Here is a 23,864-nt window from a genome sequence, read left to right as displayed (position 1 = left end):
CTATAACCCACCGGTTCCTTCACCGATAAGTTGTTCCAGAAGCACCACCAGTACTGTCGCTACAGTTATGTCAGCTGTTGTACCCGGATTGATCCTTTGTGCCTTAAAAGCTTTGTCCAGATCATACAATACTGGCAAAAGCTCTTCAGGCTCACCAGCTGTTTGCATCGCTCTCTCGAGCTTATGCATCTCAGCCTTGATCCACTCTGAATACAGCTCTCCATACTTCCGCTCAATATGACTATCGGGATATTGAGCCAACATTGCGGCAAAAACCGCTAACGCCGCCCAAGCACAATCGCCAGACAAAACGAAAGCACGATTATATCTTAAAACGCCGAAATCAAAAACGTCTTTAAAAATTGTTGCGTATTGCAACGCAATTCGGTCCTTGTCAGCGGCAAAAACCATGGCCTCGGTCAGCGTCACATCCGCCGGTTTTTGTACGTCGTGCTGTGCAGATTCGCCCAAACCTGCCGGCGCAGCTAAGGTGACAGCCTTGAAAACCCAATCTGCATCCTCACGGGTCGTATTTTCCAGCAATAGCCGTAAACCATCGCGCAAGTTTTCGCCCTTTTTTAAACCGGCAACCACTTGCAACAATGGCGCGCAAAGCAAAATAATACCGAGATTGGTATTGCAAGCCACCGCCTCGCGGGTTGCCTTGACTGCGTAATAAATCTTTTCACCCAAACTATATTGCGGATTGGTAATCGGCTCGCTGCTAACCCGAGCGCTGACACGAAAATCGTCAACGGTCATATCGTCGGCAGCACTATAAACACTAACATTTCCAGGCTTGAACGCTTGCAACTCGATTTCGCAAGCTTGTAGGTAAGCGTCCATCAATTGCTGCCTGTTCAACATACTTTTTCTGGCAGGCAATATCGATCAAGTAAATCAGCAACCAAACATTCGGCGATGTTAATATCGCAAACACTTTGCAAGCCTTTCCAGGCCGGCACACTGTTCACTTCGATAATCCGGTAACCACCATCGGCGTCCTGAATTAGATCCACCCCGGCATAATCCATGTTTAGCACAACAACGGCGGCAATCGCCAATCCTGCTAAAGCCGGTTCCAGTTCGATACATTCACAAGACGCGCCTCTAGCCACATTATTCAGCCAGGAAATGCCGCGCCGCCGCATGGCTGCAACGGCCCTACCGTTAATCACAAACACCCGCACATCGGAATAGCCATCACCGGCGCATTCGACAAAGCGCTGCAAATAATAAATACCGTGACTACTGGTTAGCCAGAGCAAATCGGTAGATTTTTCGATACGCCGAATGCCCTCGCCTTGCGAACCGAACAATGGCTTGCTGATTAGATAATAGCCGGCGCGCAACTGCTGTTCGGCAATCGCCAATGCTGCATCGCGATCCCGCAATACCCAAGTCATTGCCGTCGGCAAACCGCCATGTTGCAACAAAAAACTGGTCATGCCTTTATCGACGCTACGCTCGATAGCGCCGGCATCGTTATAAACCGGTATGCCCAGTATTTTTAAGCCGTGCAAAACATCCAGATAAAACACCACCTCTTCCAGCGAACCGCCGGGCACGCCGCGCACGAAAACCGCCGCCGGTAATTCTTGCTCAAAACCGGGAATAACAATCGGCAAATCCGAGACCGTTAACTGCAATTTGCAGGCAGTCAGCGAGACATATTCGGCGGCATAACCGCGCTCGGCAAAAGCCAAGCACAACTGCTTGCCGTGCCAACCCGGATCATCGGTAATTATTGCAATTCGGCGCAAGGGAATGTATGTCGAAAAAGTTAGCGATACAAGCTAACTGACCTTGCCCTGCAAGGCCTGTTAGCTGTCGAAGAGAGTTAGAGCGAATTAAGCGCCGAACGATAGATCGAGCAAGGCGTTGTCCAATTTACCGGCGCGGAAACTTTTGCCGGATTCGACTGCGGTGACGATGACGCTGGCCGGGCTAAACAACATCGCATCGACCTTGAAAAAATCGTATTCGTAGGCTTTGAAAATATCGGCAAATGGTTTGCCGTAATCTTTAGAGGTGGAGCTTGGCAATTCCTTGGCCAATTTTTCCGCCGCTTCGTCGCTGCCTTTGACGAACAAATGCACTTGGCCTGCGAACAAAATCGCGTCGTTGGTTCTACCCATCGCTTTTACGAAATTCGGATGCGGCGGGCAAATCGGCGCGCTGCCGGAACCATCGACGATGTTTTCCAACGGAAAGTGCAACGCATGGGCTTTGTGCATCGCCACTTCCAATACTCGCCCGACGACTTGCACCCCGCCGGCCAGACTGCTGGTGGGCGTGACGATGATGGTCAAATTGGCCGGCGACACGCCGCATGCCGCCGAGACTTTTTCGACGATTTCGATTGGCGGCAAGGCGTCGTTTTCTATGACCAGCGCGGTTTGCTCGGCACTATCACGATATTCCAGTTCTTTATAAAGCTCTTCCACCGGCTCTACTGCACCGTCTTTCAACTTAGTTGCCAGTGCCCGCGCGGGTCCGGAACCTAGGGCATAATATTTGCCGTGCGACAAACTCCAACCTGCATATTGACTACCCAGGCAAGACAGCACCGGATTGCTGGCGTGTACATTAATGGTCAGCGGCCAATGGCTGGTGTATGGACTTTGCGAGATCGTCGCGGTACCCAAGCCGCCCATGCAGATTTCGGTGATAATTCGGCCGGCTTCCAGACCGCCCGGCACCTTAATACCCGCATCGATAATGGTGCAGCCGTTTTCCAGCTTTTCGATACCCAACCGTAATTTATCCGCGTTATCCAACAGTTGTTGAACCAAGGGCTGGGAAAATTTATTGACGCTTGCCTGGTATTGCATGATGTTTAAAGACCTGTTTCCAATAGATTTGCAAGGATGCGTTGTTGGCGATGCAGATTATCCAGCACCTGCCCCGAGTTTTTTCCGGTGGCAATAATACTGCATATCGGCTCGCCTGTGGCAACAATTGCGCCGGGATTCGGCCTATCCGCAGTCCATGACGGCCATATCAGCCGCTCGAGGATCGTTACTGTTTTTTGCGCATAAACAATCTGATAAGCACTCGGCTCCGCCGATAATTCGACACGATTATCCCGGCTGTTTTGACAAGCCTGTAGATGTTTCAAGAGCAGTGATTTACCGTAAAGCTGGGCACTAGCGGAAATCCGCGCATTGATTTCCAACACGTAACATCTGCCGTCACACAGCATAAAATCCATGCTGTTTAAACCGCGCAATTCATAGGCATTGACAAGCTTATCCAACCAGTCGGCAATTTCAGTCTGAATCGACCTAGAAACCTTGGCACGACTGACAATCCCCGCAAACAGGAACGATTGCCCGCCCTCCGACTTTACCGTCCATTGCTCGTTAAAACCGATCAACTCAACCCCATCGCGACTCGCCGCAAACAATACAGACATCGAACGGCCTTCGATATAACGCTGCCAATAGCCGTCAACAAACTCCTCATTATGACAGCGCCTAATCCCCAAGCCGCCCTCGCCACGCCAAGGCTTTAACAACCAGTCAAAACCATCCTCAGGCTTCGTAAACACCACCGGCGGATGCCGAATGGACAACGTATCGAGTCGGGCAAAAAAATCACGCTTGTCCTGGACCCATTGAAAAATAGCCGCCGAGTTCCCGATAATGCGCCAATGCTTTTCCAGACAGCTCAAGGTTTCCGGGTAAGTTTCCAAACCACTGCCATATACCAATTCGGTCAAGCCATGAACCTCACGAACCGCAGCCAAAGTGACTTGAATATCATCCCAGGCCAATGACGGCACCTGATATGCCTGCTTTGCCATTTGCCGAGTATCGCTATCGGCGAAGCAATCGATAGCCACCACCTCGCATCCGGAATCGACACACATTTGCACCAACATCCTTGCCGATTTGGCAATCACTAACAAACACTTAGGTATTAAAGCAGATTGCATTCGGTTGCAGCATGAAAGTGGACCCGCAAAAAACGCTGGATTTTAAAATATTTTCTGTAATAATACGCGGCTGTTGGAGAGCTGGCTGAGCGGTCGAAAGCGGCGGTCTTGAAAACCGTTGAAGGTTTATCCCTTCCTGGGGTTCGAATCCCTAGCTCTCCGCCATTATTTATAGTTAAGGCCTTGATAAATAACAATTTATCAAGGCCTTAATTTTTTCTACCCTACTCTATACCCTACTTTTGATTCTAATAACTTTCACTGACTCCATGTCAGTCGGCGTTATTTGATACAGAATCATTATCTTCCATTTGTTGAATCTGCACATCATTTGAGCCAAGGCTAGAAAAATTATTAGCCCCCTGCCGAAACTAACTCATAGCTACGACATCAGCAAAAATTCAATCACAAGAAAGTCTTATTTTAGTCTTTTAACTCATTTGATTGGGCTCAATACGCATTTTTGTGTAGGGAGCTTTCAATGGCGATTAAACAATGCCTCGCTTGCGGCCAGTCTTTTCAACCACGGCCGCAAGTTCCACTGCAAACCTACTGTTCGGCGCCTTCGTGCCAGCAGCATCGTAAACGACAATGGCAACGCAACAAACTGCAGACAGACCCTGATTATCAAGAGAACCAACAACGGGCTCAAAAATCGTGGATAGAGCGTAATCCTGATTATTGGCGTCAATACCGTGAATCTCATCCAAAGTATGTCGATCGTAATCGGACTTTGCAACAAAAGCGCAACGTCAAAGCCAAGACTAATCCAATTGCAAACATGGACGCGTCAACTCCAGCGAAACTGCTGCCTTCCGGGATTTACAGACTAAGTTTGGTGACAGAAGCCAATATTGCAAAGATGGACGTTTGGACCGTAGAGATTACGGTACATGCTTGCGAATGTCAGCCATAAGCCAGTGTTGCAAATAGATGACTTGATCGGCAAACCAATCTGATTCTTATACCGTATTGTCAGTTCGCTCTTGGTAAACCCTGGATTTGACTGTCCCCGCTTAGAAGATAGCTCAGGTCCACCAGTGGCTTAGCGAGAGCCTAAATTTTCATGCGATCGGGGATCATCAGGTTTGATAAATCAAATTGAATCCAACGAAGAACAGCCAGAAACGTTCATCAAATTACGCGCGGTGGAATATGTGCGAATGTCGACTGAGCATCAGCAGTACTCCACTGAAAACCAGTCTGACAAAATCCGCGAATACGCCGCTCGTCATGATATTGAGATCATCCGAACCTACACCGATGCCGGAAAAAGCGGTTTGCGCATCGATGGCCGAGTTTCGCTACAACAGTTGTTGAAAGATGTTGAAAGTGGCTCTGCCGACTTTTCAATGATTTTGGTTTATGACGTTAGCCGCTGGGGACGATTCCAGGATGCTGATGAGAGCGCTTACTATGAATATCGGTGCCGGAAAGCTGGTATTCAAGTTACTTACTGTGCCGAACAGTTTGAAAATGACGGTTCACCTGTTTCCACCATTGTCAAAGGCGTTAAACGGGCTATGGCGGGTGAATACAGCCGAGAATTGTCGGCTAAGGTTTTCGCTGGGCAGTCTCGACTGATTGAGCTCGGTTTTCGTCAAGGTGGCCCTGCTGGATATGGCCTACGACGGGTATTACTCGATCAAAACGGTTCCATTAAAGCCGAACTGGACAGAGGCGAACATAAAAGCCTGCAAACCGACCGTGTCATCCTCATGCCTGGTCCCGAGGCGGAAATCCACACCGTCAATCTGATGTATCACTGGTTCATCGAGGATGGACTGGTCGAGTCCGAAATTGCCGAACGCTTGAACGGCATGGGAATACATACTGACCTGGATCGGCAGTGGACTCGCGCAACGGTGCAAGAGATCCTGACCAATGAAAAATACATTGGTAACAATATCTATAACCGCATTTCCTTCAAGCTCAAAAAGCTAAGAGTGGTTAATCCTTCTGATATGTGGATCAAAAAAGAAGGCGCATTCGAACCTATCGTGCCGCCTGAACTGTTTTACACCGCGCAAGGAATCATTCGAGCCAGAGTTCACCGATATACCGACAAGGAATTAATCGAGCGTCTGCGAGAACTTTACCAGCGCAGAGGATTTCTGTCGGGATTGATCATCAACGAATCCGAAGGCATGCCATCCACGTCCGTTTACGCGCATCGTTTCGGCAGCCTGGTGCGAGCCTACCAAATGGTCGGTTTCACGCCCGATCGGGACTATCGATATCTGGAGATCAACCAATTCCTCCGTCGTTTTCACCCAGAAACCGTCAATGAAACCGAACGTCAGATCATGGCATTAGGCGGCACCGTCAAACGCGACGCTGGCACGGATCTGCTGCAAGTCAATAATGAATTCAGTGTTTCCATAGTATTGGCGCGTTGCCAGAGTACCGAGAGTGGTCGTCATCATTGGAAGGTCCGGTTTGATACCAGCCTGGCTCCTGACATTACCGTGGCGGTTCGCCTTGATGAGACAAATCATGCCGCGCTCGATTACTACCTATTACCGCGACTGGATTTCGATCAACCGCGCATACGCCTTGCCGAACACAATCCCATAGAATTCGAAAGCTACCGCTTCGACAGTTTGGACTATCTGTACGGGATGGCGGAACACACGCGCTTTAGGAGAGCAGCATGACAGAAACAATCAAAACTGGCCAAATGCAAATGATCCCAATTGACTTGATTGATGTCCTCAATCCCAGAGAGAGAAACAAGCGAGTGTTCGAGGAGATCGTCACCAATATCCAAACAATCGGACTCAAAAAGCCAATCACTGTGACGCCGCGCTCCACCCCAGACGGGACTGACCGTTACCTTTTAGTGTGTGGCGAAGGTCGAATGAAGGCATTTCATGCTTTAGGTGAAGCAACAATTCCTGCTTTGGTTATTGAAGTCAGCGACGAAAATGCATTCATCATGAGCTTGACCGAAAATATCGCGCGACGCCACTATCGACCGTTAGAGTTATTGGCAGGTATTCAGCAACTTCACGGACAGGGATACGACAAAAAAGTCATCGCCCAAAAAACCGGACTCTGCGTCGAGTATGTCCACGGCATACTCACCTTACTGATGAAAGGCGAAGAACGTTTGTTGGTTGCCGTGGAAAAAGGCAAAATTCCATTGAATGCTGCCTTATCCATTGTCGGCGCGGGTGATGACGATCAAGCCATCCAGGCCGCCCTTCAGGAAGCTTACGAGACTGGAAAACTACGCGGAAAACAATTGATACAGGCGCGACGAGTTATCGAACGCCGACAAACGTTAGGACCATCGGTTGCCAAAGGTACGCCGCGAAAAGCGCAAGATGTCACGACGGCAAGTTTGGTCAGAGTCTACCAAAAGGAAGTCGACCGCCAAAAACTGGTCGTTAAAAAGGCCCAGTTGACTCAACAACGCTTGTTGTTTGTCGTCAGTGCCCTCCGAGAATTATTTGCCGATGAGAATTTCTCGACTCTTCTGCGCGCAGAGGGTTTGGACTCTCTGCCGAAATATCTCGCTGAACGCGTCTTGTCGGGAGGCCGCACGATATGACCAATATACCTCTCGGATTCAGTCTCGAACCGATTTCAGTGCCCGTAGATAAGATCCTACCTTCACGTAGAACGCCTACTGGCGTTACTACCTCGCGAAAATATTTGCAGATACGCACATCGATACAGGAAATTGGACTGATTGAGCCACTATCGGTCGGGCCTGCCGATACTAAAACCGATCAGCTCATTTTACTGGATGGCCACATCCGACTGATCGCTTTGCAGGAATTGGGCTATCTCGAGGTTCCCTGCCTGGTTGCTACTGATGACGAGAGTTACACGTATAACAGCCGCATTAACCGTTTGTCGACTATACAGGAACATCACATGATTCGCCGCGCCATCGAACGCGGCGTCACCCCAGAACGGTTGGCCAAGGCGCTGAGCGTTGATCCCCGCACCATTGAACGCAAAGCGGCATTATTGGAAGGCATATGCCCCGAGGCAGCAGAACTGTTGAAAGATCACCAATTTCCAACTGATCTGTCACGAGTATTGCGAAAAATGAAACCGACCCGCCAACTCGAATGCGTCGAACTCATGATATCAGCCAATACCATCACCATAAATTATGCTGAAGCACTATTGGTCGCCACCCCTTCGTCGATGCTGGTCGAAGGCAAAAAGCCCAAAAAGCTGAGTGGTCTGACTGCGGAGCAAATAGCCAAAATGGAGCGAGAAATGAGCAATCTTCAAGAACGATACAAAATGGTTGAGCAGACATACGGACAAGATGTCCTCAATTTGGTACTGGCTAAGGGCTACTTAGCCAAATTACTTGAAAATCCAGCAATAAAACGGTTTCTGCAGCAAAGGCAGCCGGAATTCTTGGCGGAATTCGACGCCATTGTTCAAACAGTATCACTGGATCAATGACGAGCCTTATTTGTTATTGAACTTAACGTTGCTCAAAATTCCTACATCGCCGCCATTTATCCACCACAATCCGCCAGCCGAATTGACTGCATCGTTGTTCTGACACTTGCAGCAATCGACAACTGGCACAGCGCACGAATCCACGCGTATCGCCGTGGTGAATTCGCAGAGTATCTTCGGCCAGTTGCAATGCGTAATGCAGGATGTCGGGGTTTGCCGCGCATTCGCTGAGAAACTCTTCGATGACCAATGAATCGGTTTCACCAATGGCGTTCAGATAGGCCATAAGTCTGGCTTGGTCTTGGGCGTTGAGCTTGTTAACGTTGCTTTGTCGGTATTCGCTATTTTGAAGTGTTACCGGTATTACTGGTGTTACCGTCAATTCTGGCGCGGGTTGTGGCGGTATTACCGATTCCGAGTCAGGTAACACCGGTGTTACCGCTACAACATTTTTACTTTGCGTTACGTGGCCTTGATCGTATTGTTGAGACGGCTCATCGGTCGCCTCCGTCAGATAATGTCGTATCACATCAGCCAACATGGTCGTCATCAAATTGAATCACGTAAAACCAGGCTGAGCCGCCGTGGACTTTGACCTGGGTGACATGCTTTTTGGGGTTGGGGCCGGATTTCAGGATGCCTTGACCGATCAGCAGTTTAACCGCCAATGCCAAATCGGCATGGCCAATCGCCTTTTTAAAACCGGCCGAGCTGAACAACCATTGCCGGCCTCGTTCGGTTTGGCGCCAATAACCGGAACGCTCGCCATGCAGTCGGTTGGGATCGTCGGTTTTGGTAAAACGGCTGTCACCATAGAGTTCGATGTACTGCCGCAACGCATTGGCCAATTGCTGAGGTTCCAGTTCACCGGTTCCACGCTGTTGGCGCCAATGTTTGAAGCAGATCAGCGCCGCTTCCATCGCTATGCGTTCCGGCCAGCCCGTAACACCATATTCGCTGGCCAATTCGCCAGCCAGACCAATCAAGGCAAAGCTGCGGGCGGCGCGGGCTTCCTGAGCCGATAAGGGACCGAAACACTGTTCGAAAATGCGTAAACACTGCTCCAGGTAGGCGGCAAAATCGCGTGGATCGCGGGTCAATCGTTCGAGAAAGGCGATACCGGCTGTGCCATATTGCTGCGATGTGTGCTGATGCAGTGCGCTGGCAAAGGCACGACCACTGTCATAGTCATGCAGATGGTCAAAGGCGCCATGCTGACCAAACACCTGCAACTGCAGAAAGCGCACCAATTCGCCGGCTTTGACCGGAATACCGGCCTTACTCAGATGCGCTTCAATCGAGTCTTCACCGTTGGACAGAATCGCTACCCGCCAATGCTGATGCAGCATGGCTTTACCATTGACCATGGCCCGTTGTTTGCCAACGCCATTGGCCAGTAGATACAGCGACTTGCTGACATCCTGGGCATCGGCTTTACTCATCTCATCCAGACACAGAAAACCATCATTAACCTGCACGGCGGCTGATTCCAGGCCATTCAAGGTTGCCGTCCAGGAACGCTGGAAACGTTTCGGTTCGCCCCAGACACTGGCAGCGGCTTGCATCCCGCTAGTCTTGCCCTGACTGGAAGGACCATAAATATGAATGGCCAGGCTGTCCAAATGGCATTTAGCCAGTAAAGGACCACAAAAGGCCAGCGAGACAACGAACAGCAAAAAAGGATTACCGGGACATAAATCCGCGACCTGTTGTTGCCAGGCGGACAAGGTACCAGCTGGCCGATAAAGACTACTGTGTATATTTCCCTCGGACTGCAGAATCACGGCATCACTTGAATCACCAATACTACGATCCGGCAGCACATAAACGTGATCAAACCAACCGGGTGTGGATGTGATCCAGACTGTTTGGTCAGGGTGTTGCTGACACAGATATTCCGCCAACCGGCTACGTTGCGCATAGTGAATATCTAGGCCTTGGTCGAACAAGGCTTTCTGCAGCTCATCGCCGCGGCCGGCGACTAAACGAAACGGCATGTTCCATTGTTTGAGTTGCCCCAGACGATCGCGAAATTCCAATAGCAAGCCAAACTCGCCACCCTGCCGGTTGCGGGCAATCGCTACCGCCTGCAACACGCCACAGATTCTGACATCGCGCAGCGCCGGCGGCTCCTTGGCAGACGATTTGCCGAGAAAATGGTAATACACACCGGCGGGCCAACTATGACTAGGACCGCAGGTATGTTCATACACTTGGTAACAAGGTCGACTGGAGGCGTCGGGGAAAAGGGCTGCCGCATCCTTCTCGGATTTGGCAGCACCGATGGATTGACGGGCTTGTTGGATCTCGGCTAAATCGGTGGACGACAACTGCGATGGCAAAAATCGGCCGATGGCGGTTACCAATCCACCTTCGGCCTCGTCATCCAATAACGATTTGGCGTCAACCTCAGCCATCGTTGTCCCCATTAAGGCGATAAACAACAATCTCCTCCCGCACTTGAACCCAACGCTCACCGACCGGTAAACAGGAGTCGTATTCAAATGCCGATTGACTGAAATCCACCCAACTAGGCAAGACGGCAACACATTCGGCACCATAGCCCAGCAGCACCTTGACCAGCACCAATACCTCATCGTGACCGGCAGTCTGATCAATTTGCCACTCGACGATAAGCATCTGGCCCAGCACCGGCCAACGATACTGGGCCGGTGCTGAGTCAGAAGGACAAACCAGTGCCCATACGGTGGGATTGGATTGCCAATGACGTGCGCGCTGCCAGGCACCACGACCGAAGCAAATCATAATCGGCCAGGGTGGCGACGTGGATTGCAGTCGGGCGATCAGCTCCTTGCCAAATGGCGGCAACGGCAGTCGTTGATCAGGCATTCGCGTTGCCGGTACATTGAGCGCCTAAACGTGCAATGAGCTCGGCAATATCCTCCACCCGCCAGGCCGTCATATTGGGACCCATTTTGATCGGCTTGGGAAAGATGCCTTTTTTGATGCCATCCCACCAGGATGATTTACTCATAGGCAGCAATCCAGAAATGGGCGGCTTGGCTTTTGGATCACCAATAATTTGTTTCAAACGTAGAAAACCAGTTTCCGGTAATTTACTCATGTCTATTAACCTCAGAATCATTTGAAAAAATGGGGCGATAGTCATTAATACAAGAGACCTATCCCCCTGCTCAGACCGTTGCCGGCCCAGTCTGCAATCCATTGGATTGCGTAATGTCGCGTCGGACAGAATATCCAAATCGAGTGGCGACTCGCTTGCAGCTGACGACGAATTTGCCGTCAGCTGCAAGATCGGAGAATTAATTTTGTCTGAAGCGATCTGAGGACGTATTTTTCATCAAAAATTTTGAACGCTGCGTACAATAAAAGTCTTATTTGACTTTTATTGTACGATCACGAAAAAAATTTCGATGAATACCGGCCAATGCCAGTTAAACGGGGTTCAACTCAATGGCAGCCATCCAGAAACGTCCTGGGGAATATTGTGAAGAGTAAATTTGAAAGGTCGTCTTCGAAATCGCGCTAATTATTGCGATTTCGATAATTGGCTAAAAATAGTTGCGCGGTGAACAGTTACTCAAGCAAATCCTTGCCCGCGTTGTGTTTCATGATGTCGTAAACCAGACTAAAGAACAGATCCATGTTTTGCGGGTCTTTCAAAATCACCCGCGCCAAATCGTTGTGTGATTTCATCGCATTGACGGTGGCTGCTTTGACCACCTCCGGCAAAGCCCCTTGCAGGGCCTGTTCCTTGGTATTGTGTTCCACCTGTTCCGCCACCCGGTGATTTTGCATCGCGATATCGACGATTTGCGCGGTGAAATGTCGCTGGCCAATATCATCAGAAATGTCGCCAAACAAATCATTCATACGGGCGATGATTTGGCGGATAAACTCCTTCTCGCGGTCGCTCGGTTCAGCTTCGTTGGCGGTAATGGGTTTCAGCGTATATTTGGCGCCTTCGTCTTTGATATCCTTAACCAGACGCATGCCAAAGTGGCTTAACAGCAGGCCACTCAAATCGATCTGTTCCGGCGAAACACCCTTAAGGCGCTTACTGAACAGCTTGGCAAAGGCGGCAAAGTTTTCCAGGTCCGCATCGGCCAGTTCGACAAGCTGTGCCACATAATTGTAGGTGCGTACAAACCGGGCAAGATCGGTTTTAAAGCGCATCAAACGCTCGCGTTGCTTGGCAAATTCGCTGCGTTGCGCCTCGGCATAGGCTTGTGCTTTCTCGTCTGCTGCGGCAATGGCTTTATCAATGGCAGCATCCCAGCTCTCGATAGCATCGCTGAGCATTTTCACTTGGCTGTTGAAAATATCCGTCGGCCGCTGGGTCGCGCTATACAGTTTTCGGTGCAACGTTTCGTCGGTTTCCTTACCCGGCAGCGCTTTGCCGCGCGCCATTTTGAACGCCTCCAGATCCCCAGCAACATAAATCCCGGCATCATCGAGAATATCCTGCATGTCGTAAATGACGTTGATGTCCTGCACGGCCTCCAGTTCGGCGCCGTCATCGTATTGTTTGAATGCATCCAGAATAGTCTGCGGCTCGTTCACGAAATCGATCACATAGGTTTCATCTTTGCCGGGATAGGTGCGATTCAAGCGTGACAAAGTCTGTACCGCTTCGACCCCGCTGACTTTTTTATCCAGATACATTGCTACCAGCTTTGGCTGGTTAAACCCGGTTTGAAATTTATTGGCGACAATCATCACCCGGTATTCGCTGCGCTCGAACTCATGACGCAGATCCGCACCCGCCCCCGGATTGAGGTTGTATTCGGAATATTCCTTGGCGTAATCGATACCCAACTCGCCCGACTCTAGATCGTCGCCCAGCGCTTTACCGTCCACTTTGCCGGAAAACGCCACCAAGGCCTTGATGTGCTCCAGCCGGTTTTTCTGGATGTATTTATCGAACGCCAGTTTATATTTCACCGCCTGCGGTCGACCACTGGTCACCACCATGGCCTTGGCTTCGCCGTTCAGCAGGCCGGCAAGGTTCTTAACGAAGTGCTCGATGATGAACTCCGCCTTTTGCGAAACAATGGTGGGATGCAACGATTTCCAGCGCGCCAAAGCACGCCGGGCAAACTTTTTATCGACGCGTTTATCGTTGACACTTTGGTCGCCCAAGCGCACGGCTTGCAGATACGGTGTGTAATTTTTCAACACATCCAGAATAAAGCCTTCTTCAATCGCTTGGCGTTGCGTGTAACGGTGGAACGACATTGGCTTGTTGTCGTCCGATACCGGTAAATCAGGGTTTTCCGGTCTGCCAAACAACGTAAACGTGCTGTGCTTGGGTGTCGCGGTAAAGGCAAAATGGCTGACGTTGGCTGGGCGAACTCGGGATTTTTGCATTTCCAGCAAAATCTCTTCGATGTTCATGTCTTCCAGCTTGTCTTTGCTGTCCAGCGCCAAAGCCGCGCGCAAGCCTTGTGCGGTGGAGCCGGTTTGCGAGGTGTGCGCCTCGTCGATGATCACTGCAAAATGCCGATCTTTCAGCGACTGCTCGGTGATAATGGCTTCCATGGCAAACGGAAAGGTCTGAATGGTCACCACGATGATCGGCACCCCTTGCTGCAAGGCCTCGGCCAGCCGATTGCTCTTGGATTTGCCGCCGCGCTGATTGGCGGCGATGGTTTCAATCACCCCAAACTGGTGGTCCAGTTGTTTTACCGCATCCTGCAACTGGGCATCCAGCACGGTGCGGTCGGTCACGATAATCACCGAGTTGAAATACGCCTTGCCATCCGGGTAACGCAGCTTGATTAAATCGTGCGCCGTCCAGGCAATCGTGCTGGTTTTGCCCGAGCCCGCCGAATGTTCACAGAGATATTGCTGGCCCGGGCCCAGCGCCTTGGCATCGGCGATCATCGCATTCACCGCTTCAAACTGGTGATAGCGCGGAAAGATCAGTGTCTCAGCCTTGTAAGGCATACCCAATTTGTCGACCTTGTCCTTGGTTTCGACGTAGACAAAACTATGAAAAATGCGCAGCCAGGCATCGCGCTGGCAGATTTCTTCCCAGAAATAAGCCACAGGATATTCGCCATCAGCACGGGCCTGATTGCCGGCATGGCCGTTGTTGCCTTTATTGAACGGCAGGAAGACACTTTTGTCGCCTTTCAGCTCGGTACACATGGCAATTTCGCTGTCGCTCATCGCAAAATGCACCACCGCCCCGCGTTTGAATGTCAGCAACGGCTCCTTGCGTTTACTTTGCGGGTCTTGCGGCAGGCGGTCGCGCTTGTACTGCCAAATCGCGTCTTCAATGGCTTGGGTAAAATCGGTTTTCAGCTCAACAGTAGCCACCGGAATGCCGTTGATAAAAAACACCAAATCAATCGCCCATTCCCGAGTCGGGCAATACTTCAACTGCCGCACGACGCGCAAAATGTTGGCACGATAAAGCTCGACGGCTTTGTGATTGCGTTGATCTTCAGCGGCTGGCTGACTCATGGCGATATGGCCGGCCCCCGCCAACTCAAAACCTTGCCGCAACACTTTCATAGTGCCGCCGGTTTTCGCCGACAGCGCTTTATCCAACCGCTCCAATACGGCTTTATCGGCATCGCCGCCGTTTAAACGGCTGAGTTTGTCCCAAGTCTGCGGCTGCGAAATCTTGATCCAGCTCAGCACATCTTCCGGATACAAGGCCCGCACCGGATCGTAATGACTGGTGTGGCCTTCCACCCAGCCGTTCTCGACCAGTTTGTTGACGATGTAAGTTTCCAAGTGGATTTCGTGATGGGCTGCCATGCTCTTTTCTGGATTGTTGTATTGTTGATTACCAACTTGTCATTCTGGGTAATTTTAGTTAAGCTTGCTTACAAGTGGATTGGGAGTACCCGATCGGCGTCTAGGCTTCGGTGAGTTCATCGGGGCCTTTCGCTTTTCTGGGGCCTAGGTTTTTCAAGGCGTTTCAAGGAAAGCATTTCAGTCCATACCCTCTGTAGCCAGTGCCGACACCTTGTCTGCCATTTTTGCTGTACAGTTTTTTCTCCAAAATTTCAAAGGCTCTGTTTGCCTGGTCAGGCCGAATGACATGCAGACCAATAGGCCTTGCGACCAGATCCGCCAATTGCAAGCCGGGTGAATTCGTTTTTTTATCGGCAAAAATGAGCTCAAACGGTAACCGATGCCCATGACTATTATGCCCATCGCATACGCGCCGAAACTCTAATTCCAGCTCATCGTCTTCTTTTTTACCCCGATTTTCGACCACAACATGAGTATTCAACTCGTGCTGATTTTTCTCCCTTAGAAAATAGAACAAGCGCTCAAGGCAGAATTTAAGTGCAATATGGTACGGATTGTCCGGGTTATGGTATTTTTCAGCCAAACGATTTTTATCAATCGCGACGCCGATAATTATGAAGTTGTGCTGTTCAATAATATTGCCCAACTCTTCCATAAAGGACTGTTTCCCTGCACGGTTACGAAAGTTAAAGCCATTTTCTTCTTTGCGAATATCGTGCTCATGTAAAACCAACATATCATGACCGAAATGGCTGAATTTAAACTGCGTGAGTGCAGGAATAATGGCTTCAGAATAATGTCGCTTATGAAATACGCAAAAAGCCAATACAAAAACTGGGTAATCAGGATTAATACTGGTTAGGCTGTGATCGCCGCTTTCATCCACATAAACGATGTAGTCACTCCATTGATTAAGCTCAGTCATGACATACAACCCATTCTGAGCAGTTTTCGATCAACGGGGTTTTTAAATATAATCCTTGACGGGCGGCCATAAGTGATCATCCCTGCCTTAATCCAAATCTTGATGCCAAATGCGCTCACAAATGGCGCGATAGAGATGCTGTCGGCTATCCACATCCTGTTTCTTGAAAGTTTCGTGGGCCTTGAAAGGCAAAGCCAGCTCATGTGTTAAACAGCTGAAATTTGGATTATTCACATAAGCCAATGGACACAGTGATTTCACCAACAAATTTTCTTTGATGTAGTGAAGGTGTTTGTCCTCGTAAGACAAGTCGCCGTAAGACTGATTGGTGCCACGCGGCAACAATACCAAATCGCCAATGCGGTTACGGTAGCTATTAAATTCATGCTCCTGAGCAAATTCATCGCTGTGACGGGTAAATTTATCGGCCCAGATATGTTCCACCTCAAACGGCTTACCTTTTTCCGGCTGATAGTAGGTGGCAAAGCTGGTACTCATCCCCGCCTGATGCTCTACCCAAGCCGTCATGCGTGACAGCAAAAACTTCACAAACCGATAGTTTTGACCATGTAAACGAAAATCATCCATACCTGCGAAGCTTTCCTGCATTTCCGCCAGTTTTTTGGACAAGACCTGCTTAAGTTCCGTCAGGTCTTTACCGCGAATCTCTTTGACCAGGCTATACATGGTGTAGCGAATGGAGCTGGCCGAAAACTTACGAAAATTCACCGAGCGGCGCACCACAAAAGTTTCAATATAACGGGCAACCGTATTGATCTTGGCGCAAACCGTTTCTTCACTATCACCCACATTCAGTGGTGCCAACATCAGTGGAAAGCTCAGCGTAGGCGCGATGCCCCAGTGATGAATATAAAAGACCTGCTCAAGCCTTGGATTTAAGGTTTTTTCAGCGTCAAGAATCTGGATGTAAGCCTTCAGGTAAAACTGAAATTCGGTATGCACAAACCGCTCAAAAGTCTTGCCGTTATCAACATCCAGTCCAACCTTAATCAAGTTATCTCGCACCCAGCTATGAAAACGGGTACCGATTTTCTCAAAATCCTCGTTTTTGGAACCGGCCTTACCGGGGCGAATGCTATCGGCGTATTGCGCCCGCAGCCAGGATTGGAAAAAGCGCTGATCTTCATCCTTTTCAAAAGCCTTCAAATCCATCATGGCGGTTTTCCACAGGTCATTGGCTTTCTGACGTTTATCGGCCTGGTCAAAACGCGACAGCACAAAGCCTTTAAGCATTTCCGACGGCGTTAAATTCAAACCGCGATCGTTCATGGTCTCGAAAATGGTGTACGCGTTCTCATCGGAATAGGCGATGATTTCCACCATGATGACGTTGTACTTCAACCAGTCGATAAAGAATGGAAACGCCGCGTTTTTCAGTTCGTCAGGAAAAGCCTCAGCAATATCCTGATAGCGCTCAGCCATATTACCGGTGGATTCATCATCGGTTTCGGTTCGTGAGTAACTGCCGGTATTGAACAAGGCTTCCAGACAAGGAATACGTTCTTCCACCGTGATATTGAATGACTTACTGCCGCGCAATTCGGAAAAAATCATCGGCTCGATCTTCTCGCTAAAGCCCAGCTCTTTTTGCAGGTTGTGCAGATAAATCAGAAACAGGGTTAACGAGGTCAATCGCTGTTGACCATCGATGATGCTGCGTTTGCCGTCCTTACTACTGACCACGAACGGACCAAGATAATAATTATTATAATTTTCGCCCTGTTCTCGCTTGTGGCCGGGCTCATACTCATTCAAAAAGGCAGAGGTCAAGTCCGTCACCAGCTCCTCAATATGTTTCTCGCCCCAACTGTATTCGCGCTGAAAATAATCGACGGTGTATTTCTGTTCGTTGAGCACATCAAACAGTTTGCGATGCTGCGCTTCGATTTTGTTTTCTAACTTGCTCACGCGGCTTCCTCCTTGAAATGGCGCACGTCGACTTTGCCAGTAACTGCGGCGCTGATTAGGGCGGTGCGGTGTTCCGCCAAATAATTCAATGACTGAGTAGTTTCGGAAATTATTGAATCATATTTGTTTTTGACTACATCTAAGTATTTGGCAATCTGTATTTGCTCCTCAATACTAGGGATTGCCATGTATGTATTAGAAAGCGATGGAATATTAAGATTGTAATTTCCAACAGATGTTCTGGATTGAAAGGTTAACGCTTGTCTAATTGAAAGAGAATTCATCGCCTGAATAAAGAAATTTGAGTTTATTTTTCTATCAGGCGTCAATTTAATCAAATAAGATGCAAACAAAAATTCTTCCTGAGAACTGAACAAAGCGCTTTGGCCTACAATTGCAGGATTACCATTAGTTCTAATGACTAAAACATCACCCTCCGCAACTAAGTATCGACTAGCTTCATTTTTGTCCAGGCTCGTATATTTCAAGTCATTAAAATTTACGGTTACCCCATCGATATTAGGAATTCTCAAGACAGGGTAACCATCGTCTGTTAAGTTACAGTCAACAGATGTTCCATACATGAAATTACTTGAAAGATATTTGATTTTTTTGACATCCCAATGTTCCGGCACATCACCAATCCACTCGATGCCGGAATTTTTCATTTCGACGTTGGGATTCAGGCCTTTGGTGACGACGTGGCTGATCAGTGCTTGGCGCTTTTCTTTCAACAGCTTGATGAAGGTTTGCTTTTCAGCAATCAGTTTGTCGATGCGAGCGGTTTCTCGGTCGAGAAAGTTGGCAATAGACTGTTGATCATCTTGAGGCGGCAAAGCCAATAACAGCTCACCAAATTCGTCGTAGGTAATCGTTTTTCCATCACGAATTCCTTCCGAAGTTGAGTTTAGCGCTTGAATAAATGGATTGCATTTCAGTGCGTATTTAAAATATATCGGTTCAACCCATATTTCTCTGAGTCTAAGAACCGTATATGCTGGGGAAATACAACCGTCATATTCGCTATATTCGATCCCACCTTCGAAGCTTCTTAAACTAATAACAAAGTCGTTCTTTCTAACCTTTTTGAAATTATCAGTTCCCTTCAAAGCGAGCATGACATTTGAATTGTTTAACTCGATCATGAGCTTTTGCGGGACAACTCCATATTTCTGACTTGCAGCAAGTTGTTCGTCCTCATCACTGGCACGTTCTTTTTCGTTAGAAAATATCCACTTCGCTCTGAGTACATTCCAAGAAGATGGCAAACAGTCAAACCATCTGCCATTGATTGACTGATAACTTGGATACTCCCTCATTACTCCGCCACCTCGTCTAGCAAAGCCTGAATCCGTGCCTCACAAGCTTTCAGATCGGTATCGATGTCGTGCAGGGCGCGCGGCGGGACGTATTGGTAGAAATAGCGATTGAAGTTGATTTCGTAGCCGACGATGCCGACCTCGCCGTCCTTGCTGTCGCGCACGCTGTAATCGATAAAGGCGTCCGGCACATGCGGCAGCACTTCGGCTTGGAAATAGGCTTCCACCGGGGTGCCGAACGGCACGCTTTCGCTGTCGTTGAGCGCGGTGTCGGCGATGACCTGACCTTTATCGTCCAGCACCGCTTCGGCGTTTTCGTCGCGTTCCATGAAGGCGGCAATGAAAGCCGTGGCCAGCGCCTTGCCGGTTTTGCCGAAGCCTTCGGCTTTGTTATGGGCGTTGACGATATCAAACGCCCATGAATACGGGTACTCGCCCGGATGGTCGCGGAAGAATTCGATCCAGGCGGTTTGCTGGCTTTCGTCGAGTTTTTCAAAGGCTTTTTGCACCAACAGGGTTTTCAGCTTGCTGTTATCGACCACCAGTTTGGCTTTCAACGGCCGCTTGATCGCCACTTTGCGGTAGGCAAAGTCGGTGGTATTGAAGATAAGGCTGCGCGGGCTGTCGGCAAACGCGGCGTATTCACGCACCACGTCGTCGATTTGCTCGTCACTCAGGTAACGGCGCTTGGTGCCTTCGGATTTGCGCATCGCGGACCAGGTGTCGCTGAGGTTGATCAACTGCACTTTGCCTTTGCGCGCGGCGGCTTTGTGGTTGGACAGTATCCAGACGTAGGTACCGATGCCGGTGTTGAAGAACATGTCGGTGGGCAAGGCGACGATGGCTTCCACCACATCTTGTTCCAGCAGCCAGCGGCGGATTTCGCTTTCGCCGGAACCGGCGTCGCCGGTAAACAGCGGCGAGCCGGACAAGACAATCCCGACCCGGCCGCCGCCGTGTTCCGGGCGTTCCATTTTGCTGACCAGGTGCAACAAAAACAGCATCGAACCGTCACTGACGCGCGGCAGACCGGGACCGAAGCGACCGGCATAGCCCAGTTGCTGATGTTCTTTCTCAACTGCGTCTTTGTCCTTGTCCCATTTGATGCCAAACGGCGGATTGGCCAGGCCGTAATGAAAACGGCGCTCGCGGTGTTTGTCGTTGGATAGCGTACTGCCCTGGGCGATGTTTTCCGATTTGTAGCCGCGAATCAGCATGGCGGTCAGCGCCATGGCGTGGGTTTTCGGGTCCAGCTCCTGACCGAACGGCACAATGGTGGCAGTGGAACCCAGCTGCTGAATCTGATCGATAGCGTCGCTGATAAAGCCCAGCAAGCCACAAGCCGGATCGTACACCGTGCGAATCACACCTTTGTCGGCAAACACGGCTTCGTCCGGCGCCAACACCAGTTTGGTGGCCAGCCGTACCACGTCTTTCGGGGTCATGAATTCCCCGGCTTTTTCGTTGATGCTGGCGGCGAACTGGCGAATCAGGTTTTCGTAGGCGTTGGACATCACCCGGTCTGATACCACCTCCGGATGCAGATCGATAGCGGCAAACTGCCGGGTCATGCGATACAGCAGCCGGGCTTTATCCAGTTCCAGCAAGGTGTTGACGAAACCAAACTCGTCAAAAATCACCCGCACGTTGGCGCTAAACTTGCTGACATAGTCTTCCAGATTGGCGCGGGTATTGGTTCCGCCCAGTGTGTCCAGGGTGTAGGGACTAATGTTGTAAAACGGCAGACCGGAAAATGACGGCAGGATCAGGTCCAGGTCGATGCCTGAGTCTTTCTCGTTTTGGTATTCCTTGAGTACCAGCGCTTTGGTTGGCTCTAGCACGCATTCCAGGCGGCGCAATAGCAGCAGCGGAATAATGATGCGGGCAAAGTCCGTGTGTTTGAAGTCGCCCCACAATTCGTCGGCGACCTTCCAGATAAAGCTGGACAGCGTGGCGCTGTCGCTGGTTTTAATATCTTGCATGGTTGAGTTCCAGTTGCCGTTCCAGGGCGTTAGAGTAAATCGGTGTTCAGGCCGGCGGCTTTCAGGCGTTGAGTGAGGTTGCGCATTTTGCTGAATTCGGCGCCGAAACTGGGTTTCAGGCCGACGCCTTCACAAAATTCTTTGGCGGTGACGGACTTGAGTTGATCTGCGTATTTGATCATTTGCAGGTGCATTTCCACGGTGTACTGATTGCGTGGCGCATCGTCCAGCGCGTTTTTGATTTGCTCGTAGATCTCTGATTCAGTCATCGGACCACCTGCAACGCCATTTTATAAAAATGCAAATTTATATAAATTTGCTTGGTGAAACAAGTATTAGTTTTGACGCGGCGTATCACGAGCCTTTGGAGGCTTTGCGAAACTGGGCTCAAGAGTCGGAGACGGTGGTTGGGGTAATGCTGGTATTTTTGCCAGTTGAAACGGATTATGCAACCACCTGTATTCGGCGCTACCATAGAACGAGCTTGGCTTATTCCGTCTCTAAATTTTAGATTTCCATCGACAATCAATCCCATGTCCACCAAATCCAGCATCGCCTGCGGGCCGAATTTCCATCTTTACCACGAAGCGTTTGAACAAGATGCCGTTTATCTGGAACTGGAGCAGGCATTTTTCGAAGCCTCACCCGATAAAATCACGGTGGCCATACCGGTTGTGGTTTGGGAAGTCATCCGCCAGTATGCCGGTGCCGATTTGTCCTGGGCCGCCAAATCCGATGAGGAGATTCAGCAATGGGTGGAACATGAAGTGGATGAACGGATTGCGTTGTGTCAGACAGCTACCGCTAATCGTGCATTTTTCCGGATGTGTGGGAATTTGACGTTCGGTTCTGTTGACGATCCTAGAGACATGCAACTCGAGCGAGGTCTGGCGTATTGTTTTGAAATGCGGAAAAAGCAACGTCAGTTGATTGTTCAGGTGAATGAGTTGATGAGCAATCAGCGTTGAGCCTAATTTCCGCTGAGGATTTCTGAAACAATTTCGTTTATAAGCGCATGGCTAACCAATTCACCAAGCAGGCACAACAACGCTGGCAGGCATTGCCGGAACATGACCGACAACTATTCTTAAGCACGGTTTGGTGCGGGCAATGTCGGGGTAACACCACCATGCTGGAACCAAGCTGTTCGACGGTACAAAACGACTTGTTGCTGGAGGGCAAGTGCCAGCATTGCGGCACTAAAGTCAGGCGCTTGATCGATTAGGCAATGGCATGAGCGAATATCAATATTACGAATTTCGGGCGGTAGACAAGCCGTTAACCCCGCAGCAGCAAGCAGAACTTCGTAGCCGCTCGTCGCGTGCCACCATCACAGCCACCAGTTTCATCAACGAATATCACTGGGGCAACCTGAAAGGCGATCCGCTGGACTGGATGCAGCGCTATTTCGACGCCCATATCTATTCTGCCAATTGGGGCAATTGCAGCCTGATGCTTCGGCTGCCGCTGTCGGCATTGGACAAAGAGTTGCTGGCTTCCTATACCAGAAAATCGGTTTGCGGCGCGCAATCTGATTTTTGCGAGGCGTTTTCGGCACAACATTTCAAAGATCACTGGGTGTTGAGCTGGGACTTTAACGACGAGTCCGGTGAGTTCGAACGCTTCTGGAGTCAGACGGACGGCCCCGGCTGGATGAGTAGTTTGTTGCCGTTGCGGGACGAATTGTTACGCGGCGATACCCGCCCGATGTACCTGGGATGGCTGGCTCGCGTTGGTAACGAAGAGTTGGGTGACGAGGACATCGAGCCGCCATTACCCGCCGGCTTGCAAACCTTAACGCCCGCGCAAACCGCTTTGACGGAATTTCTGCAGATCGACCCTGATTGGCTCGCGGCCGCCGCCAACGCCAGTCCGCCTCTGGCGGAACGCGATACGACAAATCCAGATATCGATCTTTGGCTTGCTACGCAATCGATGGAATCCATGCAGGCTACCGTGCGCTTGTTACTGGAAGGCCATGGTCAAGAAGCGGAACGAAGCGTGCGGCAAGCGTATCTGTTATGGCAGCGCGAACAGGCTCCAGGTCATCCCCAACCGCTCCAACGAACTGTTCAACAAATCGACGCCGGTCGAGAAGCCGCCAAAAGCAAACGTCTGGAAGCCGAACGCCAATACCGCGCCGTTCAAGAAACCAAACGCCAAGCGGAACGCAAACAACAGCTGGAGAAACTGGCCGTTATGTCGGATCAAGCCTGGGCAGCCATCGATAAAACCTTGCAGCGCGGATCAGGCCATGCCTATGACCAAGCTTTGCAAGCGCTGAAAGATCTCGCCGAAGCCATGAAGTTGGCTGGCAGAGAAGTCGAGTTTCAGCATGGCCTGATGAAGCTACTTGCCGCGCACGGCAACCGCGCAGCCTGGATGAAACGATTAGCCAAAGCCGGGTTTCCGGTTGGTGATATCAGATGAAGCCGGAAATCTGGCAGGATCAATTTTGGGGGATAGAGGTCGGCTCGCGACCCGTTGCAGACTATCGTACAATCTGATTCAATGACTGCTAGTTGATGTTTATCGGCCATTTATTGGTTCCGTTGATATACAGAAGAGAAATTCATGTGTCG

21 protein-coding genes and 1 tRNA gene are annotated in these 23,864 nt (G+C 50.1%); 8 read left to right on the top strand and 14 right to left on the bottom strand.

Annotated features, from left to right (window positions below; all coding sequences use genetic code 11):
• The 4 genes from ACWAU0_RS15880 to ACWAU0_RS15865 all read right to left on the bottom strand — a co-directional run bounded on the left by ACWAU0_RS15880 (position 1) and on the right by ACWAU0_RS15865 (position 3,940).
• On the bottom strand, positions 1–846 hold the full coding sequence (locus tag ACWAU0_RS15880; protein WP_503428536.1) for a triphosphoribosyl-dephospho-CoA synthase: 846 nt from the start codon (positions 844–846) through the stop codon (positions 1–3).
• 14 nt (positions 847–860) lie between these two features.
• Complete coding sequence (locus ACWAU0_RS15875) at positions 861–1,763, bottom strand: ATP-grasp domain-containing protein (RefSeq protein WP_319962412.1); 903 nt, start codon at positions 1,761–1,763, stop codon at positions 861–863.
• Positions 1,764–1,850: 87 nt separating this feature from the next.
• On the bottom strand, positions 1,851–2,834 hold the full coding sequence (gene mch, locus ACWAU0_RS15870) for a methenyltetrahydromethanopterin cyclohydrolase (RefSeq protein WP_171695752.1): 984 nt from the start codon (positions 2,832–2,834) through the stop codon (positions 1,851–1,853).
• A 5-nt stretch (positions 2,835–2,839) separates the two neighbouring features.
• On the bottom strand, positions 2,840–3,940 hold the full coding sequence (locus tag ACWAU0_RS15865) for an ATP-grasp domain-containing protein (RefSeq protein WP_458137228.1): 1,101 nt from the start codon (positions 3,938–3,940) through the stop codon (positions 2,840–2,842).
• Positions 3,941–4,015: 75 nt separating this feature from the next.
• Here ACWAU0_RS15865 and ACWAU0_RS15860 point away from each other — a divergent pair.
• The 5 genes from ACWAU0_RS15860 (at position 4,016) to ACWAU0_RS15840 (ending at position 8,374) form a co-directional block, all read left to right on the top strand.
• Positions 4,016–4,105, top strand: a tRNA-Ser gene (locus ACWAU0_RS15860).
• Positions 4,106–4,421: 316 nt separating this feature from the next.
• Positions 4,422–4,856: a hypothetical protein gene (locus ACWAU0_RS15855; RefSeq protein ID WP_458137227.1), complete on the top strand. Its 435-nt coding sequence runs from the start codon at positions 4,422–4,424 to the stop codon at positions 4,854–4,856.
• 172 nt (positions 4,857–5,028) lie between these two features.
• Positions 5,029–6,597 carry a recombinase family protein gene (locus ACWAU0_RS15850; RefSeq protein WP_458137226.1) on the top strand — a complete coding sequence of 523 codons (1,569 nt, stop codon included), beginning with the start codon at positions 5,029–5,031 and terminating at the stop codon, positions 6,595–6,597.
• Entirely contained in the window at positions 6,594–7,496 is a 903-nt protein-coding gene (locus ACWAU0_RS15845; RefSeq protein WP_458137225.1) for a plasmid partitioning protein RepB C-terminal domain-containing protein, read from the top strand. The genes ACWAU0_RS15850 and ACWAU0_RS15845 overlap by 4 nt, the downstream gene beginning before the upstream one ends.
• Positions 7,493–8,374 carry a plasmid partitioning protein RepB C-terminal domain-containing protein gene (locus ACWAU0_RS15840; protein ID WP_458137224.1) on the top strand — a complete coding sequence of 294 codons (882 nt, stop codon included), beginning with the start codon at positions 7,493–7,495 and terminating at the stop codon, positions 8,372–8,374. The genes ACWAU0_RS15845 and ACWAU0_RS15840 overlap by 4 nt, the downstream gene beginning before the upstream one ends.
• Positions 8,375–8,396: 22 nt before the next feature.
• Here ACWAU0_RS15840 and ACWAU0_RS15835 read toward each other — a convergent pair whose 3' ends face one another.
• The 10 genes from ACWAU0_RS15835 to ACWAU0_RS15790 all read right to left on the bottom strand — a co-directional run bounded on the left by ACWAU0_RS15835 (position 8,397) and on the right by ACWAU0_RS15790 (position 21,551).
• The gene (locus ACWAU0_RS15835; RefSeq protein WP_458137223.1) at positions 8,397–8,924 is read right to left on the bottom strand and encodes a hypothetical protein; all 528 of its coding nucleotides are present in this window, start codon (positions 8,922–8,924) and stop codon (positions 8,397–8,399) included.
• On the bottom strand, positions 8,905–10,791 hold the full coding sequence (locus ACWAU0_RS15830) for a DUF927 domain-containing protein (protein WP_458137222.1): 1,887 nt from the start codon (positions 10,789–10,791) through the stop codon (positions 8,905–8,907). The genes ACWAU0_RS15835 and ACWAU0_RS15830 overlap by 20 nt, the downstream gene beginning before the upstream one ends.
• Positions 10,784–11,224: a hypothetical protein gene (locus ACWAU0_RS15825; protein ID WP_458137221.1), complete on the bottom strand. Its 441-nt coding sequence runs from the start codon at positions 11,222–11,224 to the stop codon at positions 10,784–10,786. The genes ACWAU0_RS15830 and ACWAU0_RS15825 overlap by 8 nt, the downstream gene beginning before the upstream one ends.
• Positions 11,217–11,459, bottom strand: a complete 243-nt coding sequence (locus ACWAU0_RS15820; protein ID WP_026604319.1) for a helix-turn-helix transcriptional regulator — start codon at positions 11,457–11,459, stop codon at positions 11,217–11,219. The genes ACWAU0_RS15825 and ACWAU0_RS15820 overlap by 8 nt, the downstream gene beginning before the upstream one ends.
• Positions 11,460–11,932: 473 nt before the next feature.
• A complete protein-coding gene (locus ACWAU0_RS15815) occupies positions 11,933–15,127 on the bottom strand; it encodes a type I restriction endonuclease subunit R (protein ID WP_458137220.1) in 3,195 nt (1,064 codons plus the stop codon).
• Between the two features lie 163 nt (positions 15,128–15,290).
• Positions 15,291–16,052 (bottom strand): DUF3800 domain-containing protein, encoded by a 762-nt coding sequence (locus ACWAU0_RS15810; RefSeq protein ID WP_458137219.1) that lies wholly within the window; start codon positions 16,050–16,052, stop codon positions 15,291–15,293.
• An 87-nt stretch (positions 16,053–16,139) separates the two neighbouring features.
• Positions 16,140–17,981: a DUF262 domain-containing protein gene (locus ACWAU0_RS15805; protein WP_458137218.1), complete on the bottom strand. Its 1,842-nt coding sequence runs from the start codon at positions 17,979–17,981 to the stop codon at positions 16,140–16,142.
• Complete coding sequence (locus ACWAU0_RS15800; RefSeq protein WP_458137217.1) at positions 17,978–19,300, bottom strand: restriction endonuclease subunit S; 1,323 nt, start codon at positions 19,298–19,300, stop codon at positions 17,978–17,980. Before ACWAU0_RS15800 ends, ACWAU0_RS15805 begins: the two co-directional genes overlap by 4 nt.
• Positions 19,300–21,282: a class I SAM-dependent DNA methyltransferase gene (locus tag ACWAU0_RS15795; RefSeq protein WP_458137216.1), complete on the bottom strand. Its 1,983-nt coding sequence runs from the start codon at positions 21,280–21,282 to the stop codon at positions 19,300–19,302. Before ACWAU0_RS15795 ends, ACWAU0_RS15800 begins: the two co-directional genes overlap by 1 nt.
• Before the next feature lie 29 nt (positions 21,283–21,311).
• Positions 21,312–21,551 carry an HTH-like domain-containing protein gene (locus tag ACWAU0_RS15790; RefSeq protein WP_458137215.1) on the bottom strand — a complete coding sequence of 80 codons (240 nt, stop codon included), beginning with the start codon at positions 21,549–21,551 and terminating at the stop codon, positions 21,312–21,314.
• A gap of 264 nt (positions 21,552–21,815) precedes the next feature.
• Here ACWAU0_RS15790 and ACWAU0_RS15785 point away from each other — a divergent pair, with 264 nt between their 5' ends.
• Genes ACWAU0_RS15785 through ACWAU0_RS15775 form a run of 3 tightly spaced genes read left to right on the top strand, consistent with a single transcriptional unit; the run spans position 21,816 to position 23,712 of the window.
• The gene (locus ACWAU0_RS15785; protein WP_458137214.1) at positions 21,816–22,250 is read left to right on the top strand and encodes a hypothetical protein; all 435 of its coding nucleotides are present in this window, start codon (positions 21,816–21,818) and stop codon (positions 22,248–22,250) included.
• A gap of 47 nt (positions 22,251–22,297) precedes the next feature.
• Positions 22,298–22,507 carry a hypothetical protein gene (locus tag ACWAU0_RS15780; RefSeq protein WP_458137213.1) on the top strand — a complete coding sequence of 70 codons (210 nt, stop codon included), beginning with the start codon at positions 22,298–22,300 and terminating at the stop codon, positions 22,505–22,507.
• An 8-nt stretch (positions 22,508–22,515) separates the two neighbouring features.
• Positions 22,516–23,712 (top strand): hypothetical protein, encoded by a 1,197-nt coding sequence (locus ACWAU0_RS15775; protein WP_458137212.1) that lies wholly within the window; start codon positions 22,516–22,518, stop codon positions 23,710–23,712.
• The last annotated feature ends 152 nt before the right edge of the window (positions 23,713–23,864 follow it).

The sequence above is a fragment of the Methylomonas sp. Uni0009 genome (genome assembly GCF_054188105.3).
This window is presented reverse-complemented; position numbering and strand designations above follow the sequence as displayed.

Coding starts and splice junctions, on each gene's coding strand:
- ACWAU0_RS15775 (WP_458137212.1), top strand. CDS start 22,516: ATGAGCGAATATCAATATTACGAATTTCGGGCGGTAGACAAGCCGTTA.
- ACWAU0_RS15855 (WP_458137227.1), top strand. CDS start 4,422: ATGGCGATTAAACAATGCCTCGCTTGCGGCCAGTCTTTTCAACCACGG.
- ACWAU0_RS15880 (WP_503428536.1), bottom strand. CDS start 846: ATGGACGCTTACCTACAAGCTTGCGAAATCGAGTTGCAAGCGTTCAAG.
- ACWAU0_RS15825 (WP_458137221.1), bottom strand. CDS start 11,224: ATGCCTGATCAACGACTGCCGTTGCCGCCATTTGGCAAGGAGCTGATC.
- mch (WP_171695752.1), bottom strand. CDS start 2,834: ATGCAATACCAGGCAAGCGTCAATAAATTTTCCCAGCCCTTGGTTCAA.
- ACWAU0_RS15790 (WP_458137215.1), bottom strand. CDS start 21,551: ATGACTGAATCAGAGATCTACGAGCAAATCAAAAACGCGCTGGACGAT.
- ACWAU0_RS15815 (WP_458137220.1), bottom strand. CDS start 15,127: ATGGCAGCCCATCACGAAATCCACTTGGAAACTTACATCGTCAACAAA.
- ACWAU0_RS15820 (WP_026604319.1), bottom strand. CDS start 11,459: ATGAGTAAATTACCGGAAACTGGTTTTCTACGTTTGAAACAAATTATT.
- ACWAU0_RS15845 (WP_458137225.1), top strand. CDS start 6,594: ATGACAGAAACAATCAAAACTGGCCAAATGCAAATGATCCCAATTGAC.
- ACWAU0_RS15810 (WP_458137219.1), bottom strand. CDS start 16,052: ATGACTGAGCTTAATCAATGGAGTGACTACATCGTTTATGTGGATGAA.
- ACWAU0_RS15830 (WP_458137222.1), bottom strand. CDS start 10,791: ATGGCTGAGGTTGACGCCAAATCGTTATTGGATGACGAGGCCGAAGGT.
- ACWAU0_RS15835 (WP_458137223.1), bottom strand. CDS start 8,924: ATGACGACCATGTTGGCTGATGTGATACGACATTATCTGACGGAGGCG.
- ACWAU0_RS15840 (WP_458137224.1), top strand. CDS start 7,493: ATGACCAATATACCTCTCGGATTCAGTCTCGAACCGATTTCAGTGCCC.
- ACWAU0_RS15785 (WP_458137214.1), top strand. CDS start 21,816: ATGTCCACCAAATCCAGCATCGCCTGCGGGCCGAATTTCCATCTTTAC.
- ACWAU0_RS15795 (WP_458137216.1), bottom strand. CDS start 21,282: ATGCAAGATATTAAAACCAGCGACAGCGCCACGCTGTCCAGCTTTATC.
- ACWAU0_RS15800 (WP_458137217.1), bottom strand. CDS start 19,300: ATGAGGGAGTATCCAAGTTATCAGTCAATCAATGGCAGATGGTTTGAC.
- ACWAU0_RS15865 (WP_458137228.1), bottom strand. CDS start 3,940: ATGCAATCTGCTTTAATACCTAAGTGTTTGTTAGTGATTGCCAAATCG.
- ACWAU0_RS15780 (WP_458137213.1), top strand. CDS start 22,298: ATGGCTAACCAATTCACCAAGCAGGCACAACAACGCTGGCAGGCATTG.